At 74.4% G+C, this 14,510-nt stretch carries 13 protein-coding genes and 1 pseudogene; 2 read left to right on the top strand and 12 right to left on the bottom strand.

Translation table 11 applies throughout. The features are described from left to right. Positions 1–22 precede the first annotated feature (22 nt). From pheT to infC, 7 genes are all read right to left on the bottom strand, one after another. Complete coding sequence (gene pheT / locus EBN88_RS22545) at positions 23–2,548, bottom strand: phenylalanine--tRNA ligase subunit beta (RefSeq protein ID WP_122185740.1); 2,526 nt, start codon at positions 2,546–2,548, stop codon at positions 23–25. Next, complete coding sequence (pheS, locus tag EBN88_RS22540; RefSeq protein ID WP_122185739.1) at positions 2,548–3,669, bottom strand: phenylalanine--tRNA ligase subunit alpha; 1,122 nt, start codon at positions 3,667–3,669, stop codon at positions 2,548–2,550. Before pheS ends, pheT begins: the two co-directional genes overlap by 1 nt. 163 nt (positions 3,670–3,832) lie before the next feature. Next, positions 3,833–4,915 (bottom strand): sensor histidine kinase, encoded by a 1,083-nt coding sequence (locus EBN88_RS22535; protein ID WP_233580853.1) that lies wholly within the window; start codon positions 4,913–4,915, stop codon positions 3,833–3,835. A 151-nt stretch (positions 4,916–5,066) separates the two neighbouring features. Further along, complete coding sequence (locus EBN88_RS22530; RefSeq protein ID WP_122185737.1) at positions 5,067–5,918, bottom strand: TrmH family RNA methyltransferase; 852 nt, start codon at positions 5,916–5,918, stop codon at positions 5,067–5,069. A gap of 124 nt (positions 5,919–6,042) precedes the next feature. Continuing rightward, entirely contained in the window at positions 6,043–6,426 is a 384-nt protein-coding gene (gene rplT, locus EBN88_RS22525) for a 50S ribosomal protein L20 (RefSeq protein WP_122185736.1), read from the bottom strand. A gap of 108 nt (positions 6,427–6,534) precedes the next feature. Then, positions 6,535–6,729, bottom strand: a complete 195-nt coding sequence (gene rpmI / locus EBN88_RS22520; RefSeq protein WP_122185735.1) for a 50S ribosomal protein L35 — start codon at positions 6,727–6,729, stop codon at positions 6,535–6,537. A 61-nt stretch (positions 6,730–6,790) separates the two neighbouring features. Continuing rightward, positions 6,791–7,405: a translation initiation factor IF-3 gene (infC, locus tag EBN88_RS22515; RefSeq protein ID WP_122185734.1), complete on the bottom strand. Its 615-nt coding sequence runs from the start codon at positions 7,403–7,405 to the stop codon at positions 6,791–6,793. Positions 7,406–7,753: 348 nt separating this feature from the next. On the opposite strand from infC, the gene EBN88_RS22510 reads away from it, so the two are divergent. After that, complete coding sequence (locus EBN88_RS22510; RefSeq protein WP_122185733.1) at positions 7,754–8,128, top strand: DUF1844 domain-containing protein; 375 nt, start codon at positions 7,754–7,756, stop codon at positions 8,126–8,128. Here the strand turns inward: EBN88_RS22510 and EBN88_RS22505 are convergent. Together EBN88_RS22505 and EBN88_RS22500 are read right to left on the bottom strand one after the other, a co-directional pair. Further along, positions 8,118–8,957 carry an MIP/aquaporin family protein gene (locus EBN88_RS22505; RefSeq protein ID WP_122185732.1) on the bottom strand — a complete coding sequence of 280 codons (840 nt, stop codon included), beginning with the start codon at positions 8,955–8,957 and terminating at the stop codon, positions 8,118–8,120. The genes EBN88_RS22510 and EBN88_RS22505 overlap by 11 nt on opposite strands. Positions 8,958–9,067: 110 nt before the next feature. Beyond that, on the bottom strand, positions 9,068–9,796 hold the full coding sequence (locus EBN88_RS22500) for an SseB family protein (protein WP_122185731.1): 729 nt from the start codon (positions 9,794–9,796) through the stop codon (positions 9,068–9,070). A 142-nt stretch (positions 9,797–9,938) separates the two neighbouring features. On the opposite strand from EBN88_RS22500, the gene EBN88_RS22495 reads away from it, so the two are divergent. Continuing rightward, positions 9,939–10,940, top strand: coding sequence for a serine hydrolase (locus EBN88_RS22495; RefSeq protein WP_233580852.1), 1,002 nt, complete (start codon positions 9,939–9,941; stop codon positions 10,938–10,940). Positions 10,941–11,552: 612 nt separating this feature from the next. Here EBN88_RS22495 and mycP read toward each other — a convergent pair. From mycP to EBN88_RS30725, 3 genes and pseudogenes are all read right to left on the bottom strand, one after another. Continuing rightward, a complete protein-coding gene (gene mycP, locus EBN88_RS22490) occupies positions 11,553–12,761 on the bottom strand; it encodes a type VII secretion-associated serine protease mycosin (protein ID WP_122185730.1) in 1,209 nt (402 codons plus the stop codon). Continuing rightward, positions 12,758–13,744, bottom strand: a complete 987-nt coding sequence (locus tag EBN88_RS22485) for a hypothetical protein (protein ID WP_233580851.1) — start codon at positions 13,742–13,744, stop codon at positions 12,758–12,760. Before EBN88_RS22485 ends, mycP begins: the two co-directional genes overlap by 4 nt. A 70-nt stretch (positions 13,745–13,814) precedes the next feature. Beyond that, positions 13,815–14,510, bottom strand: a pseudogene (locus tag EBN88_RS30725) (hypothetical protein); the annotation flags it as partial.

Here is a 14,510-nt window from a genome sequence, read left to right as displayed (position 1 = left end):
CCCGCCCGCGCGTCCGGTCCCGTCAGGAGCGCAGCGTCGCCCCCGTGCGGGAGACCGCCGTCGCGACGGCCGCCTCGCGGGCGGCCGTCGCCTCCTCGGCGGTCAACGTCCGGTCCGGCGCCCGGAACCGCAGCGCGTACGCCAGCGACTTCCGCCCGGCGCCCAGCTGTTCGCCGGTGAAGACGTCGAACAGCCGCACGGACTCCAGCAGTTCACCCGCGCCGGCGCGCAGCGCCGCCTCCACCTCGGCGGCGGGCACCGCGTTGTCCACCACCAGCGCCACGTCCTGGGTGGCCACCGGGAAGGTCGACACATGAGGCCCCGTGACCGGACCGCCCGCCGCGTCGGCGAGCACGTCCAGGTCGAGTTCCATCGCGCAGGTGCGCTCGGGAAGCCCCAGCGCCTTCACCACCCGGGGGTGCAACTCCCCCGCGTGGCCCACCAGTCGGCGTTCGCCGTCCCGCCGCACCCGCAGCGCCGCGCAGCGGCCGGGGTGCCAGGGCGCGTGCTGGTCGCGTTCCACGATCAGCTCGACCCGCGCCTCGCGGGCCACCACCCGGGCGGCCTCGATGGCGTCCGCCCACAGCGCGGGGCGTTCCCCGCCCCACCAGCCGGCCGGCTCCCTGGCGCCGGAGAGCACCACGGCGACGCGGCGCGGCTGCGCCGGCAGCGCCGCGTTGAGCGCCGCCACCTCCTCGTCGGTGGGCCTGCGGGTGACCGGCGGCCTGATCTGCGCCGGCTCCTGGCCCGTCGGCCGGAAGACCAGCCCGGTCTCGAAGAGCGCCAGGTCGTGGGCGCCCCGCCCGTGGTTGCGGCGGAGCGTCTCCAGCAGCCCGGGCAGCAGGGTGGTGCGTAGCAGCGGCTCCTCCTCCGAGAGGGGGTTGGCCAGCCGCACCGCGCGCAGCCTGGGGTCGTCCTGCGGCAGGCCGAGCCCGTCGAGCGCCTTCTCGCCGACGAAGGGGTAGTTGAGGGTCTCGACATAGCCGGCGCCGGCCAGCGCCCGGCCGACGCGGCGGCGCAGGCGCTGCCCCTCGGTCAGCCCGCGCCCCGCCGGCGGCTTGGGCAGCGTGGAGGGCAGCGACTCGTAGCCCTCCAGGCGCAGCACCTCCTCGGCGAGGTCGTTGGGGTCGGTCAGGTCGGGGCGCCAGGTGGGCGCCGTGACCTGGAGCACGTCCGAGCCGCTGACCGAGCAGCCGACCTCCTGGAGCCGGCGCACCACGACCTCGCGGCCGTAGGTGACGCCCGCCACCCGGTCGGGGTGGTCGGCGCGCAGCTCGACGGTGGCGGGCGCGGCGGGCGTCCCCAGGTCGGTGACGCCCTCATCTGCCGTGCCGCCGGCGAGCAACACCAGCAGGTCGACGGCCCGTTGGGCGGCGGCGCCGGCCGCCGCCGGGTCGACGCCGCGCTCGAAGCGGCGCGAGGCCTCGGTGGACAGCCTGTGCCGGCGGGCCGCCCGGGCCACCGTGACCGCGTCGAAGTGCGCGGCCTCGATCACGATGTCGGTGGTGCCCTCGGGGGCGAGCGGGCTGCGCGCCTCCTGCGGGGCGTCGGCGATCTCGGTGTCGGCGCCGCCCATGACGCCGGCCAGCCCGATGGGCCCCCGGTCGTCGGCGATCACCAGGTCCTCGGGGTGCAGCGTCCGTTCGACGTCGTCGAGGGTGGTCAGCCTCTCCCCGGCGGCCGCGCGGCGCACCACGATGGTCCCGTTCAGCCGGGCGCGGTCGTAGGCGTGCAGCGGCTGGCCGATCTCCAGCATCACGTAGTTGGTGATGTCGACGGCCAACGAGATGGGGCGCACCCCGGACTTCTGGAGCCGGCGCCGCATCCAGATCGGGGAGCGCGCGTCGGGGCGCACGCCGGTGACCGTGCGGGCGACGAACCGGTCGCAGGCGGCCTCGTCGTCGATCCGCACCGGCTGGCCGGCGCCGCCGGCGCCCGGCACGTCGAGCAGCGCGGGGTCGCGCAGCGGCAGGCCGAACGCGGTGGCCGTCTCGCGGGCGACGCCCCGCATCGACAGGCAGTAGCCACGGTCGGTGGTGACGGCGATGTCCAGCACCTCGTCGAGGAGTTCGAGCAGGGTGATGGCGTCGGTGCCGACCTCGTGCTCGGGCGGCAGCACCAGGATGCCGTCGTGGTCGTCGCCGACGCCCAGCTCGCGCGAGGAGCAGATCATGCCCTCGGAGACATGGCCGTAGGTCTTGCGCGCGGAGATCTTGAACCCGCCGGGCAGCACCGCGCCCGGCAGCACGACCACGACCTTGTCGCCGACGGCGAAGTTGGTCGCGCCGCAGATGATGTTCTGCGGCTGGCCGGTGCCGTTGGCCTCGCCGACGTCCACCTGGCAGTAGCGGATCGGCTTCTTGAACCCGGTCAACTCCTCGATGGCGAGGACCTGTCCGACGACCAGCGGCCCGGTCAGGTCGGCGCCCAGACGCTCGACCAGCTCGACCTCAAGGCCGGCGGAGATCAGCCGGGTGGCGACCTCGCGCCCGCCGACCTCGGCGGGCAGGTCCACGTACTCCCGAAGCCAGGAGAGGGGCACGCGCATCAGATCTCACTCCCGAACGGCCGGGTGAACCGCACGTCACCCTCGATGATGTCCCGCATGTCGGCGACGCCGTGCCGGAACATCAGCATCCGCTCGATGCCGAAGCCGAAGGCGAAGCCGCTGTACCGCTCCGGGTCGACCCCGCAGGCGATGAGCACCCTGGGGTTGACCACGCCGCAGCCGCCCAGCTCGATCCAGCCCTCGCTGGAGCAGGTGCGGCAGGGCCGGTCCGGGTTGCCGACGGACTCGCCACGGCACCGGAAGCACACCATGTCCATCTCGGCCGAAGGCTCGGTGAACGGGAAGTAGTTGGGCCGCAGCCGGGTCCGCATCCCCGGGCCGAAGAGCGAGACCACCATGTGGTCGAGGGTGCCCTTCAGGTCGGACATGGTCAGGCCCTCGTCGACGGCCAGCAGCTCGACCTGGCCGAAGACCGGCGTGTGGGTGGCGTCCAGCTCGTCGGTGCGGTAGGTGCGCCCGGGGCAGACGACGTAGACCGGCGGCTCGCGGTCCAGCAGCGACCTGATCTGCACCGGCGAGGTGTGGGTGCGCAGCACGAGCCCCGAGTCGGGGCTGCCCTGCTCGTCGGCGACGAAGAACGTGTCGTGGGTGGAGCGCGCCGGGTGGTCGGGGTCGAGGTTGAGGGCGTCGAAGTTGAACCACTCGGCCTCCAACTCGGGCCCCTCGGCCACCTCGTAGCCCATGGCCACGAAGATGTCCTCGATCCGCTCCGAGAGGGTGGTCAACGGGTGCCGGGCGCCGGCGGGCGCGCGGTCGTAGGGCAGCGTGACGTCCACCGCCTCCTCGACCAGCACCCGCTCGTCCCGTTCCGCCTCCAGCGCGGACTGCCGGGCGGCGAGCGCCTTGTTGACCGCGCCCCTGGCCTGGCCGACGCGCTTGCCGGCGGCGGCCCGCGCCTGCGGCGGCAGGGCGCCGATCTCCCGGTTGGCCAGCGCCAGCGGCGAACGGTCGCCGGTGTGCGCGATCTTGGCCTCGCGCAGCGCATCGAGGTCGGCGGCGGCCTCGAACGCGGCGAGCGCCGCGTCCCTGGCCGCGTCGATCTCCTCTGGTTTCAGTGCCTCGACCTCGACAGGGTCGTACGACTTGTTGGGTGCCGACATCTCTTCCCGTGCTTCCTGATGGCTTGGGCTCCGCTGCGCCCCCGCGAGGACCCGGGACCCGAGTCTAAGGGGCGGCGCGCGGCGGCCTGGACACGCGTGGGTCAGCCTGCGGACTCGGCCCGCGCTGGTGGTTTCCGGTATCGGTGGTGACCCACCGGGCGGCTCAGCGGAGAAAGGCCGGGGTGCCCGCAGGCAGGATAAATCGGAAACGGGCGCCGCCCCCGGTCGAGCGGCCGACGGTGACCGTGCCGCCGTGCGCCTCGACGATGCCCTTGACGATGTACAGGCCAAGGCCGGTGCCGCCGCGTTCGCTGCCCCGCCAGAAGCGTGTGAAGACCCGCTGCATGGCGTCCTCGGGGATGCCGGGGCCCTCGTCGCTCACGGTGACGGCCGTCCCTTCCTGGCGGGTTCTGGTCGCGGGTGCGCGGTGCACCTCAATGGTGACCCTACCGCTTCCGTGCCGCACCGCGTTCTCCAGCAGATTGACCAGAACCTGGTCGATCTTGTCCGGGTCGGCCCAGAGGTTGGGCAGGTCCTCCTGAATGTCCAGATGGAAACGGTCGGCGGTCTGACCGTTGTTGACTAAGGCGTCGACCCGCCGGCGGACCGCCTCGCCGAGGGCCACCGGCTGGCGGCGGATCTCCAGCCGCCCCGAGTCGATCCGGGAGACGTCCAGCAGCTCGGTGATCAGCCGGGTGACCCGGTCGGCGTCGCTGTCGACGGTCTGGAGCATCAGCCGCTTCTGCTCGTCGGTGAACCGCTCCCAGCGCGCCAGCAGGGTGGCGGTGAAGCCCTTCACCGAGGTCAACGGCGAGCGCAACTCGTGGGCCACGGTGGCGATCAGCTCCGCGTTGCCGCGCTCGATGCGCTGCCGCGCCTCGGTGCCACGCAGCGAGACCACCAGCCGCAGCAGCTCCCCCGAGGGCCGGGCGCGGACGTAGCGCGCGGAGACCAGCACCTCGCGGGCGCCGGGCAGCAGCAGGTTGCGCTCCGGCTGGCCGGTGCGGGTGGCCAGTCCGCCGTAGGGGTCGGTCAGCCGCCACCAGGGCCGCCCGTCCTGGTCCTCCAGCGGGAGGGCCCGTTCGATCGGCCGGCCCAGCGCCTCGGCCGCCGGGGTGCCGGTCAGCCGGGCCGCCGCCGCGTTGCAGCACACCACCACCCCCCGGTGGTCGGCGATCACCAGCCCGTCGGGCAGGTCGTCGGGGTGCACCCGCGCAAGCTCCCCGGCACCGACCGCTGTGTCCATCCCCTCGCCCCTCTCCCGATATGGGTCACCCCGAGCACGCCCAACCCGCCCCGTCCAGCGACCGGTTGAACGGGCAATCATCCCGCAGGTGCCACCGCCACAGCACCCGCCGGGGCTACAGCCCTCGGGGACGAACGTTGTGGAGGGTGAGCTAGCGGGCCGCCCGGCAGCCGCCCGGTCGGCGCTGGGCCCTGGCCGAGCCGTACAGGCACACGGCGGCGGCGGTCGCCAGGTTGAGGCTCTCCGCCCTGCCGTGGATCGGCACCCGCACCACCGCGTCGGCCAGCCGCCTGGTCTCCTCCGGCAGGCCCCACGCCTCGTTGCCGAATATCCAGGCGGTGGGGCCGCCCATGGTGTCCCCGTCCAGCTCGGCGTCCAGGTCGGCCTCGCCGCCGCCGTCGGCCGCCAACACCCGCACCCCGGCGCCGCGCAGCCCGGCGACCGCCTCGGCGACGGGCACCCCCACGGCCACCGGCAGGTGGAACAGGCTCCCGACCGACGCCCGCACCGCCTTCGGGTTGTACAGGTCGACGGAGGCGTCGGTCAGCACCACGGCGTCGGCGCCGGCGGCGTCGGCGCAGCGCAGCACGGTGCCCGCGTTCCCCGGGTCGCGCACGTGCGCGAGCACGGCGACCAGCCGGGGCGCGGCGGCCAGGATCTCGGCCAACGGCCGGTCCAGGAAGGCGCAGACGCCGACGAGCCCCTGGGGCGTGACGGTCTGGGAGATCGAGGCGACCACCTCGGGGTCGGCCAGGTGCACCCGGGCGCCGGCCGCCTCGGCGGCCTCGACCAGCTCGGCGTAGCGCTCGGCCGCCTCCGGGGTGGCGAACAGCTCCCGCAGGGTCGCGCCCTCCGAGGAGCGGTGCCCCACGGCCTCGCGGACGGCCTGCGGCCCCTCGGCGAGAAAGCGCCGCTCCCGCCCCCGGAAGCTGCGCCGCGCCAGCCGGCGGGCGGCCACCACGCGGGGGGAACGCGCTGAGGTCAGCTGGGTGCCAGGAGCCATGGACGGCGAACTCGCTTCGTGACGGCGGCTGTTGGGGAACGGATTCCGGCGCCGGCGGGCCGGCCCGGGGAAGCGACGGACCCGCAGGCTTCGGGGCCTGCGGGTCCGGTGAGAGCGGGATCGCTCAGGCGGCCTTGGGCGCGTTGACGTCGCTCGGCAGCGCCTTCTGGGCGGTCTCGACGAGCACCGCGAAGGCGGCGGGGTCGCTGACGGCCAGCTCGGCGAGCATCTTGCGGTCCACCTCGATCTCGGCGGCCTTCAGCCCCTGGATGAACCGGTTGTAGGTGACGCCGTTGGCGCGGGCGGCGGCGTTGATCCGCTGGATCCACAGCTGCCGGAAGTCGCCCTTGCGCTTCTTGCGGTCGTTGTAGTTGTAGACGAGGGAGTGGGTGACCTGCTCCTTCGCCTTGCGGTACAGCCGCGAGCGCTGGCCACGGTAGCCGCTGGCCTGTTCGAGGATCGCCCTGCGCTTCTTGTGGGCGTTGACTGCCCGCTTGACGCGTGCCACGTGTGTACTCCTTGTAGCGGGGCCGTGGGGGTGGTCACACGGCCCGGGAACGGATGGTTCCGGTCGGTCCGCCGACCGCCGCCTGGTGGGGCGGGCGGCCGGCCCGGATCACTTGCGAAGAAGCTTCTTGATCCTCTTCGCGTCGGCCGGAGAGGTCTCCGTCGTGCCGGCCAGGCGTCGGGTCAGCGTGGACGGCTTGTGCTCCAGGTAGTGACGGCGACCCGCCCGCTGCCGCAACACCTTGCCCGAGCCAGTGATCTTGAACCGCTTGGCGGCACCGGAGTGCGTCTTGTTCTTCGGCATGATCGCCGTACTCTCCTCGTTCTTTCCTGTCCAATGAACCCGCTGGGAAAGGCGGCCCGTGTCAGGCCGACGTCTTCCCCTTCTGGCGTTCTGCCTTGCGGGCGGCCTGGGCCTCACGCGCCTCGGCCATCGCCTCGGTCTTCTTCTTGTGCGGACCGAGAACCATGATCATGTTCCGCCCGTCCTGCTTCGGGTTGGACTCGACAAAGCCCAGATCCTGGACGTCCTCCGCGAGCCGCTGGAGCAGCCGGAACCCCAGCTCGGGGCGGGACTGCTCACGGCCACGGAACATGATCGTGATCTTGACCTTGTCCCCCTGCTTGAGGAACCGGACGACATGACCCTTCTTGGTGTCATAGTCGTGCGGGTCGATCTTCGGCCGGAGCTTCATCTCCTTGATGACCGTGTGCGCCTGGTTCTTGCGCGCCTCACGGGCCTTCATGGCCGACTCGTACTTGAACTTTCCGTAGTCCATGAGCTTGCAGACCGGCGGGCGGGCGGCGGCCGCCACCTCGACGAGATCCAGGTCGTACTCCTGGGCAAGCTCCAGGGCCTTGGCAAGCGGCACGATGCCGACCTGCTCGCCGCTGGGACCGACGAGTCGCACCTCGGGGACGCGAATCCGGTCGTTGATACGGGGCTCGGCGCTGATGGGGCCTCCTCGGTTGCGCCGCACGGATGTCTGGCGGACAGCCGTGCCGGATAAGTCAGTTGACCACCGGCTTGTGGAGGGCGTGAAAAAACGCCCCGACCGGCACACAGGTGGGGGCTCCGAGATACAGACCGGGAGCACCCACGCGGCGTGACCGCGAGGCGCTGCCTGACCGAAGACCTCCCGACCCTGGGGTCAGTAAGGTGGGAGCGCGGAGCCTCCACTTGCGGGCCGCACACAACATATGTCCGGCCGGTCACATTCCAGGCTACACCACCTCGCGGGATGGGCGAACCCGGCGTCCTCCCGCCGTCGCGCCCGTCGTCCCGCCCCCGGTCAGGGGTCCCTGGCGCGGGGCCTAGGCTGGGCGCCATGAGCGACCCCCAGACTGAGCCCGCCCGCGACGGGGCCGGCCAGGACACGGCCGAGCTGACCCGGGACATCGCCGAGGTCCCGGCGGTCGAGGTGATCACCACCGTGGCGGTGCACCTGATGAGTTCGGCCGCCGTCAACCTGGGCCTGGCGGAGGACGGGGAGCGGCACAAGGACCTCGATGAGGCGCGGAAGTTGATCACCGCGCTGGCCGGGCTGGTGACCGCGAGCGCCACCGAGGTCGGCACGTATCACGCCGCGCCCCTGCGGGACGGGCTGAAGTCGCTCCAGCTGGCGTTCCGCGAGGCGTCGGCCGTCCCGGACGAGCCGGGCCAGGGGCCGGGCGAGAAGTTCACCGGGCCGGTCATCGGCTAGCCCCGGAGGTCTCGCCGCTTCCCTTGCCTCGGTGGCCGCCCTTCCCGTTGAGCTTCGACGACAGCCAGGGGATGTCGGCGAACCACGCGTGCGGCTCCGCGTGCGTGAAGCGGTGCACCAGCACGGCGATGGCCGCGCCGACCAGCGGCGCCAGCACGAAGAGCCAGAGCTGGATCAGCGCGTCGCCGCCCGCGAAGAGCGCGGGCGCGATGCTGCGCGCCGGGTTGACGGAGGCGCCGGTCAGCGGGATGCCGACGAGGCTGACGGCGGCCAGGGTGAGGCCGATGGGCAGGCCGTCGAGGCTGCCCAGGGTGATCCTCCGGGCGACCGAGAGGTAGACGAAGACCAGCAGCGCGGTCAGCATCACCTCGGCGACGAAGGACCCGGCGATCGACAGGCCGACGGCCGAACGGTGGCCGTAGCCGTTGCTGCCGAACGCCTCCCCCGTCCTGATCCCCGGCACCTGGTGGGCGACGAGGAAGAGCAGCGCGGCGCCCACGATGGCGCCGACGACCTGCGCCAGCCAGTACCAGCAGGCGGCTTTGGGCGTCATGCGGCCGGACAGCAGCATTCCGAGCGTGACGGCCGGGTTGAACTGGGCGCCGGAGATCGGCCCCAGCACATAGGCCAGCCCCAGCAGGGCGAAGCCGAAGGTCAGCGCGATGCCCAGGGTGCCGATGAACTCACCGGCGAGCACGGCGGAACCGACGGCGAAGAACACCAGGACCAGCGTGCCGACCGCCTCGGCGGCCAGCGCCCTGGGGTCGTGCTCCCCGATGCCCCCGGCGGAGGCGTCGGCTGTGGTCTTGGCTGAGGTCTCGGCGGACATGGCGCCTCCCGTGCCTAGCGGATCTGCTGGCAGTCTTGGCCACCGCGCGACCCCCCGCACCTTGGCCGAGCCGTCCGGGTGAGGCGCCCCGTTCGTTCCAACCCGGCCGTTCAGCGCCGGTAGCTGGGCTCCCCCGGCAGGCCGCTGCCGGGCGGCAGCACGGCCAGGCTCAGCCCGCGCACCAGGTGGGCGCGGAGCGTCTGGTGCGTGGCGAGGCCGCCGGCCAGCGCGCGGGCCACGGCGGTGGCGTCGGCCCCCGGGTCGAGCAGCACCGCGAGGGTGCCGTCGGCCGAGCCGCCCGGCACCAGCTGGGCGGCCGCCACGGCCGGCTGGGCCGCCAGCACCTCGCGGACGGCGGCCAGCACCTCGGGCCGTTCGGCGGGCGGGCCGCCGCCGGCCAGCGACCGCAGCGCCGGCCCGACCACCTCGAAGGTGACGGGCCCCGCGACGTCGAGCACCAGGGCGCCGGCGCCCTCCTGCACCGCCGCGGCCAGCGCCTGGGTGGCGGTCACCGGCACCGGCCGCGCCTCGGGCTGCCAGCGGGCGAGGGTGTCCAGCGCGGTGAAGACGGGCAGGGCGCGCCGGCCGCCAGGGAGTGCCAGGGTGAGCAACGCCATGTCGCTGCTCTTCTCACGCCGCCGCCCGGCCTCGTCGACCTCCTCCTCGCCGAGGACCGCGACCACTCCGGCCAGCAGCCGGGCGCCGGCCAGCGCGGCCACCACGGCCGGCGCGTGCCGGTCGGGCTGGGCGGCCCACGCGTCGAGGGCCGCGCGGAGCGCGGGGTCGGCGGTGCCGTCGTCGTCGGCGAAGGCGGGCTGGGGGATGTTCCTGAGCGGCATCCGTCGAGGGTATCCAGGGCGTGAGCCGGCGCCTGCGGCGGGCAACGGGAACGGAGGGGCGGCTTCCCCCTCACGCACTGTTACCCGTTTTTCACACATACGCCGATGACTCGCGTGAATGTGCGAGTTACCGTTCAGAGTTATGAATCTGAACGACCGGCACCCAGCGCGGCGGCTGCGCCCGACCCTGCTGGTGAACTCGGCCCTCGCGGGCACGCTGCTGGCGTTCGCTGCGGTGGGAGACGCGCCACAGATGACGGCCGACGGTCAGCCGAGCGAGTCCGCCCCCGACCAGGTCCAGGCCGGCCCGCCGGCGGGCACCGGGCTCGGCGACACCACGTCCGACCTCTCCCCGCCCTCCCGCACCTCGCCGAACCTGCTGGTCCCCGACCGGGCGGCGAACGCGGCGCTGGCCCAGGCGATGGCGCCGCTGCCCTCCGAGCCGGGGGCCAGACTGTCGGTCTCGGTGGCGGCCCTGGACAGCGGGACGACCGCCACCTTCGGCAGCCAGCGGTTCGACACGGCCAGCATCGTCAAGGTCAACGTGCTGGCCGCGCTCCTCCTGGAGGCCCAGGAGGAGGACCGGGAGCTGACCGAGCTGGAGCGGGAACGGGCCGAGGTCATGATCCGGCAGAGCGACAACGCGGCGACCGACGCGCTGTGGTGGCAGATCGGCGGCGCCTCGGGCCTGACCGAGGCCAACGAGCGCCTGGGCCTGACCGCCACCACGCCGGGCGCCGGCGGCCACTGGGGGCTGACCCAGACCACCAGCGCCGACCAGATAGCGCTGCTGCGCGCGATATACGCGCCGGACTCCCCGCTCGATCCGGAATCCCAGCGCTACCTGCGGGAGTTGATGGCCTCGGTGGTGGACGGCCAACGCTGGGGGATATCGGCGGCGGCGGACGGCGGGGAGACGAACCTCGACGGGTTCGAGCTGAAGAACGGGTGGCTGCCGCGCAGCGAGACCGGGCTGTGGGACATCAACAGCATCGGCTGGGTGACGGCGCAGGGCCGCGACTACCTGGTGGCCGTGGTCTCCGACGGCCACTCCAGCCAGGAGGCCGGGATAGCGGCCGTCGAGTGGGCCGCCGAAGCGGCCATCCACACGTTGGCCGCTGGCGCGGCGCCTCGGGTCACCTGAACCCCGGGGGGTTCAGGTGCGGTGGGGGGTTGGGGGTTCCTGGGGTTCCCTCCGGGGGGTTCGGGGACTTCGGGATGCTGGCTCCGGGTGCGGGAGGTCGTGCCGGGGGCTCGGCCTCGGCCTCCGGTCCGAACGTCGAGGTGTCGACGAGCCGTTGGGCTGGCGGTGGGGCGCTTCGGCGGGTGTGGGGCACGGTGTCCATGGCGGAGCCGAACGCCGTGATTGGCCGGCGATCCCCGAACGAGCGCCAGCGCGCCGAGACGACCACCGTCGTGGATCGAGGACCTGAACGACCCCATCCCCGGCCCGCCGAACCTGGTCACGACGACCGGCCGAGCGATCCATCAGCCAACGCGACGACGCCACCGCCCCGTTCACGGCCCGGAGCCACCAACAACCCTCCCCGCCGCAGCGGCACGTACCGCCGAACGGCGCGCAGCTCATCACCAACACGTCCACGCCGCCGCCCCGTTCGCCGCCCAGGTCCGCCAACACCCGCCACGCAGCGGCACCGTGCGACGGGACGGCGCGCAGCGCCCGCCGCGGGCGGGTCGGCGGGCCCGAGGCCCGGCAGGCCGACGGCCCGCTCCCCGAAGGCCCAGCGGCCAGCGTTCAGCGTCTCACCGGCAGGCCGCCCAGCCAGATGCGGCGGAAGAGGAGGACGCCGCCGGTGCCCAGCAGGAGGACGCCCGTCGCGCCGGCGGCCGGGGCCAGCCAGCCCGTGCCGCCGCCGTCGGCGGACTCGGCGGCCGGCCCGGGGCCGAAGTACTCGCCGGCGTAGGTGCCGCCGCTCTCGGCGGCCGGCGCGCCCGCCGCGCCGGCCGCCTCGTTGGCCGCCTCGATCGCGGCGGCGGCGTCCACGATGCCGCTGCCGACCGCGTCGTTCCTGCCGCCCTCCGGCGGGTGTTGCGCGGTCTCGGTCAACAGCCGGCGCACCTGCGCCGGTTCGAGGTCGGGGTGGGCGGAGAGCAGCAGCGCGACGCTGCCGGAGACGAACGCGGCGGCGGCCGATGTGCCCCAGCCGGTGTAGTAGCGGCCGTCGGGGTCGGCGACGATGACGTCCTTGCCGGGCGCGCTGATCGTCGAGTACCAGCGGCGGGTGGAGAACTCGGCCGGGCTGCCGCCCCGGTCCACGGCCGTGACCGCGATCACCCCGGGGTAGCCGGCGGGGTAGGAGACCGGGTCGCCCTTCTCGCCGCCGTTGCCGGCGGAGGCGACGACCACGGCGCCCTTGCCGAGGGCGTAGCGGACGGCGGCGTCCTCCTCGGGGTCGGGGTGGGCGGAGGCGCTGTCGTCGCCGAGGGAGAGGTTGATCACGTCGGCGCCCTGGTCGGCGGCCCAGCGGATGCCCTCCGCGAGGGCGCCGGCGCGTTCGTCCCTGGCCCGGTCGCGTTCGGGGTCGTCGTCCTCCAGCAGGACCCGGACCGGCAGGACGCGGGCCTCGGGGGCGACGCCGATCACGCCGTCGCCGCGCTGGCGGCCATGGCCGTGGCCGGCGATGATCCCGGCCATCGCGGTGCCGTGGGCGGCCCAGTAGCGGTCGCCGGGCTCGGCGCCCATCTGGACGAAGTCCCAGCCGGAGTCGACGTTGTCCACCAGGTCGGGGTGGTCGTCGTCCACGCCGGTGTCGAGGACGGCGACGGTGACGCCCTCGCCCCGGGTGAACTCCCAGGCGGCGGGGGCGTTCACGGCGTCCAGCGCCCAGCGCTGCTGCTCCCTGATGGAGTCGGCGCCGGCCGGCGTGGTCGTGCTCCACAGCACGCCCAGGGCGAGGCCGGCCGCCGTGAGCAGGCGCGTTCCGCGTGCCAGGCGCCGGCTCACGAGCCGGCTCCCGCGCGGGCCTCGTGCGCCCCGCGCAGTTCGGCCGTGACGCGCTCGGCGATCCCCCGGCTGTCGTGGCCGAGCCCGGCCAGCGCCACGCTGCCCTCGGCGTCCTCGGCGGTGGCCTCGGCCGCCGGCGTCGGCTCGCCGACCGGTCGGCCGTCGGCGAACCCGGTCACCGACCAGGCGACGACGGGGAGTTCGTCCTCCACGGCGATGGACCAGGAGGCCCGCTGGGCGTCGCCGAAGGACGCGGCGGCGGTGCCGTCCACGGGGAACGGGCGCGGCAGCAGGTCGGGGCGGGCGGCGAGGCCCTCGTCGGCGAAGCGTTCGGCGAGGGCGGCCATGCCGGCCTGGTCGGCCGTGGTGAAGAGCAGTCCGACGGTGGTCACGGTCGTCTCGGTCTCGTCGGTGTAGGTCGCGCGTATCAGCCGGTGGCAGCCCACGGCGGAGAGTACCTCGGTGAGCAGCGGGTCGAAGGCGTCGGAGCAGCCGCTGTCGGGGGCGACGCCCAGCCGCAGCCAGCGGCGGTCGGCGCCGCCTGGGCCGGCCTCCCCGGCGGTCAACTCCGGTGGGAACAGCTCGTCGACGGGCACCTCGTGCCACAGCTGCCGGCCCTGTTCCCAGGACGCCACGGTCGCCTCGGCGCGTTCGTCGCCGCCGGCGAGCCAGGCGCCGGCGGCGGCGCCGCCCAGCAGGCCGGTGCCCAGCACCAGGCAGACCACGGCGCCGACGAACCGCAGCGGAACGCGGGCGCTGATGGCGCCCCACACGCGCGCCGGGGGGCGCCTGGCGGGTGGCGGGGGCGCGAACGGGTGCGGTGGGGCGCCCGGTTGGGGCGGCACGCCCGGCGGGGGCGGCGGCCCGAAGGGCGACGGCGGGACCGCCGGGGGCGGCGGGGCGGCGCCGGGGGTCCGTTGCGGGGGCAGCGTGTGGGCGAGCGGGGAGACGGGGATCGAACGCGGCCCCTGCTCGGTGTTCATCCGCCCCACTCCCCGGCCAACCGGCGACCTGCTGGTCACACGTGAACGGGGTTACTTTACGGGCGCGCGGCTAGGCAGCGGTACCTGGCCCGTCGGAGACGGTCGTCGCACCGTTCAGAATCAGCTCCAGATCGGACAAAGGCGGCGCGTCGTCGGTGTCGTCCCAACTGAGCCGCAGCAGCAGGAGGATGGACGGGTCCCGGGGCGAGGGGAAGGCGACCGACTCGACGACGGCCGAGCTGAACGGCGTGGTCAGGCCGACCCTGACGCGGTACCCGGGCTGGCCGGCGACGGTGACCGGCTCGGCGAGCAGTTCCTCGCTGCCGAAGACGCCGCCGTACGCCTCGGCCGGGTACCCGGTCCGCTGGAAGGCGGCGACGTCGGAGCGGGCCGCGCCCTCGGCGGAGAGCGTTCCGGCGTCCGGCACCGCGTGCAGGGTGGCGGCGCCGGCCACGCAGTCCAGGGTCTCGTCGGCCGGGCAGGGGTAGGTGCCGCGCGCCAGCGAGACCACGCCGTCCGCCCGGCGTTCGTCCCACCCCTCGGGCAGCGGCAGGGCCACGTCCTCGACCTGGCCCTCGGTCAACGCGCCGTCCGGCGGGGGGTGTTCGGCCGTGGGCGAAGGCCCGTCGCCGTCGGTCGGCAGGGGCGCGGGCCGGCCGCCGTCGCCCAGGAACAGCGCGGCGACCAGGGCGGCCGTCACCGCGAGGGCCAGCAGCCCCAGGCCGACGACGGCCCGGTCCCGCCGCCGGCCCCGGGCGGCGGGGTC

The organism is Streptomyces triticirhizae (genome assembly GCF_003696235.1).
GTDB classification, from domain to species: domain Bacteria; phylum Actinomycetota; class Actinomycetes; order Streptomycetales; family Streptomycetaceae; genus Streptomyces; species Streptomyces triticirhizae.
Note: the sequence above shows the minus strand (reverse complement) of the source record. Positions and strands in the feature narration are given on the sequence as shown.

What these genes read in the sequence shown, in the direction of transcription:
- EBN88_RS22535 (WP_233580853.1), bottom strand. Translation starts at nt 4,915, where the DNA reads ATGGACACAGCGGTCGGTGCCGGGGAGCTTGCGCGGGTGCACCCCGAC.
- EBN88_RS22495 (WP_233580852.1), top strand. Translation starts at nt 9,939, where the DNA reads ATGAATCTGAACGACCGGCACCCAGCGCGGCGGCTGCGCCCGACCCTG.
- pheT (WP_122185740.1), bottom strand. Translation starts at nt 2,548, where the DNA reads ATGCGCGTGCCCCTCTCCTGGCTTCGGGAGTACGTGGACCTGCCCGCC.
- EBN88_RS22485 (WP_233580851.1), bottom strand. Translation starts at nt 13,744, where the DNA reads ATGAACACCGAGCAGGGGCCGCGTTCGATCCCCGTCTCCCCGCTCGCC.
- pheS (WP_122185739.1), bottom strand. Translation starts at nt 3,669, where the DNA reads ATGTCGGCACCCAACAAGTCGTACGACCCTGTCGAGGTCGAGGCACTG.
- EBN88_RS22530 (WP_122185737.1), bottom strand. Translation starts at nt 5,918, where the DNA reads ATGGCTCCTGGCACCCAGCTGACCTCAGCGCGTTCCCCCCGCGTGGTG.
- EBN88_RS22510 (WP_122185733.1), top strand. Translation starts at nt 7,754, where the DNA reads ATGAGCGACCCCCAGACTGAGCCCGCCCGCGACGGGGCCGGCCAGGAC.
- EBN88_RS22505 (WP_122185732.1), bottom strand. Translation starts at nt 8,957, where the DNA reads ATGTCCGCCGAGACCTCAGCCAAGACCACAGCCGACGCCTCCGCCGGG.
- EBN88_RS22500 (WP_122185731.1), bottom strand. Translation starts at nt 9,796, where the DNA reads ATGCCGCTCAGGAACATCCCCCAGCCCGCCTTCGCCGACGACGACGGC.
- rpmI (WP_122185735.1), bottom strand. Translation starts at nt 6,729, where the DNA reads ATGCCGAAGAACAAGACGCACTCCGGTGCCGCCAAGCGGTTCAAGATC.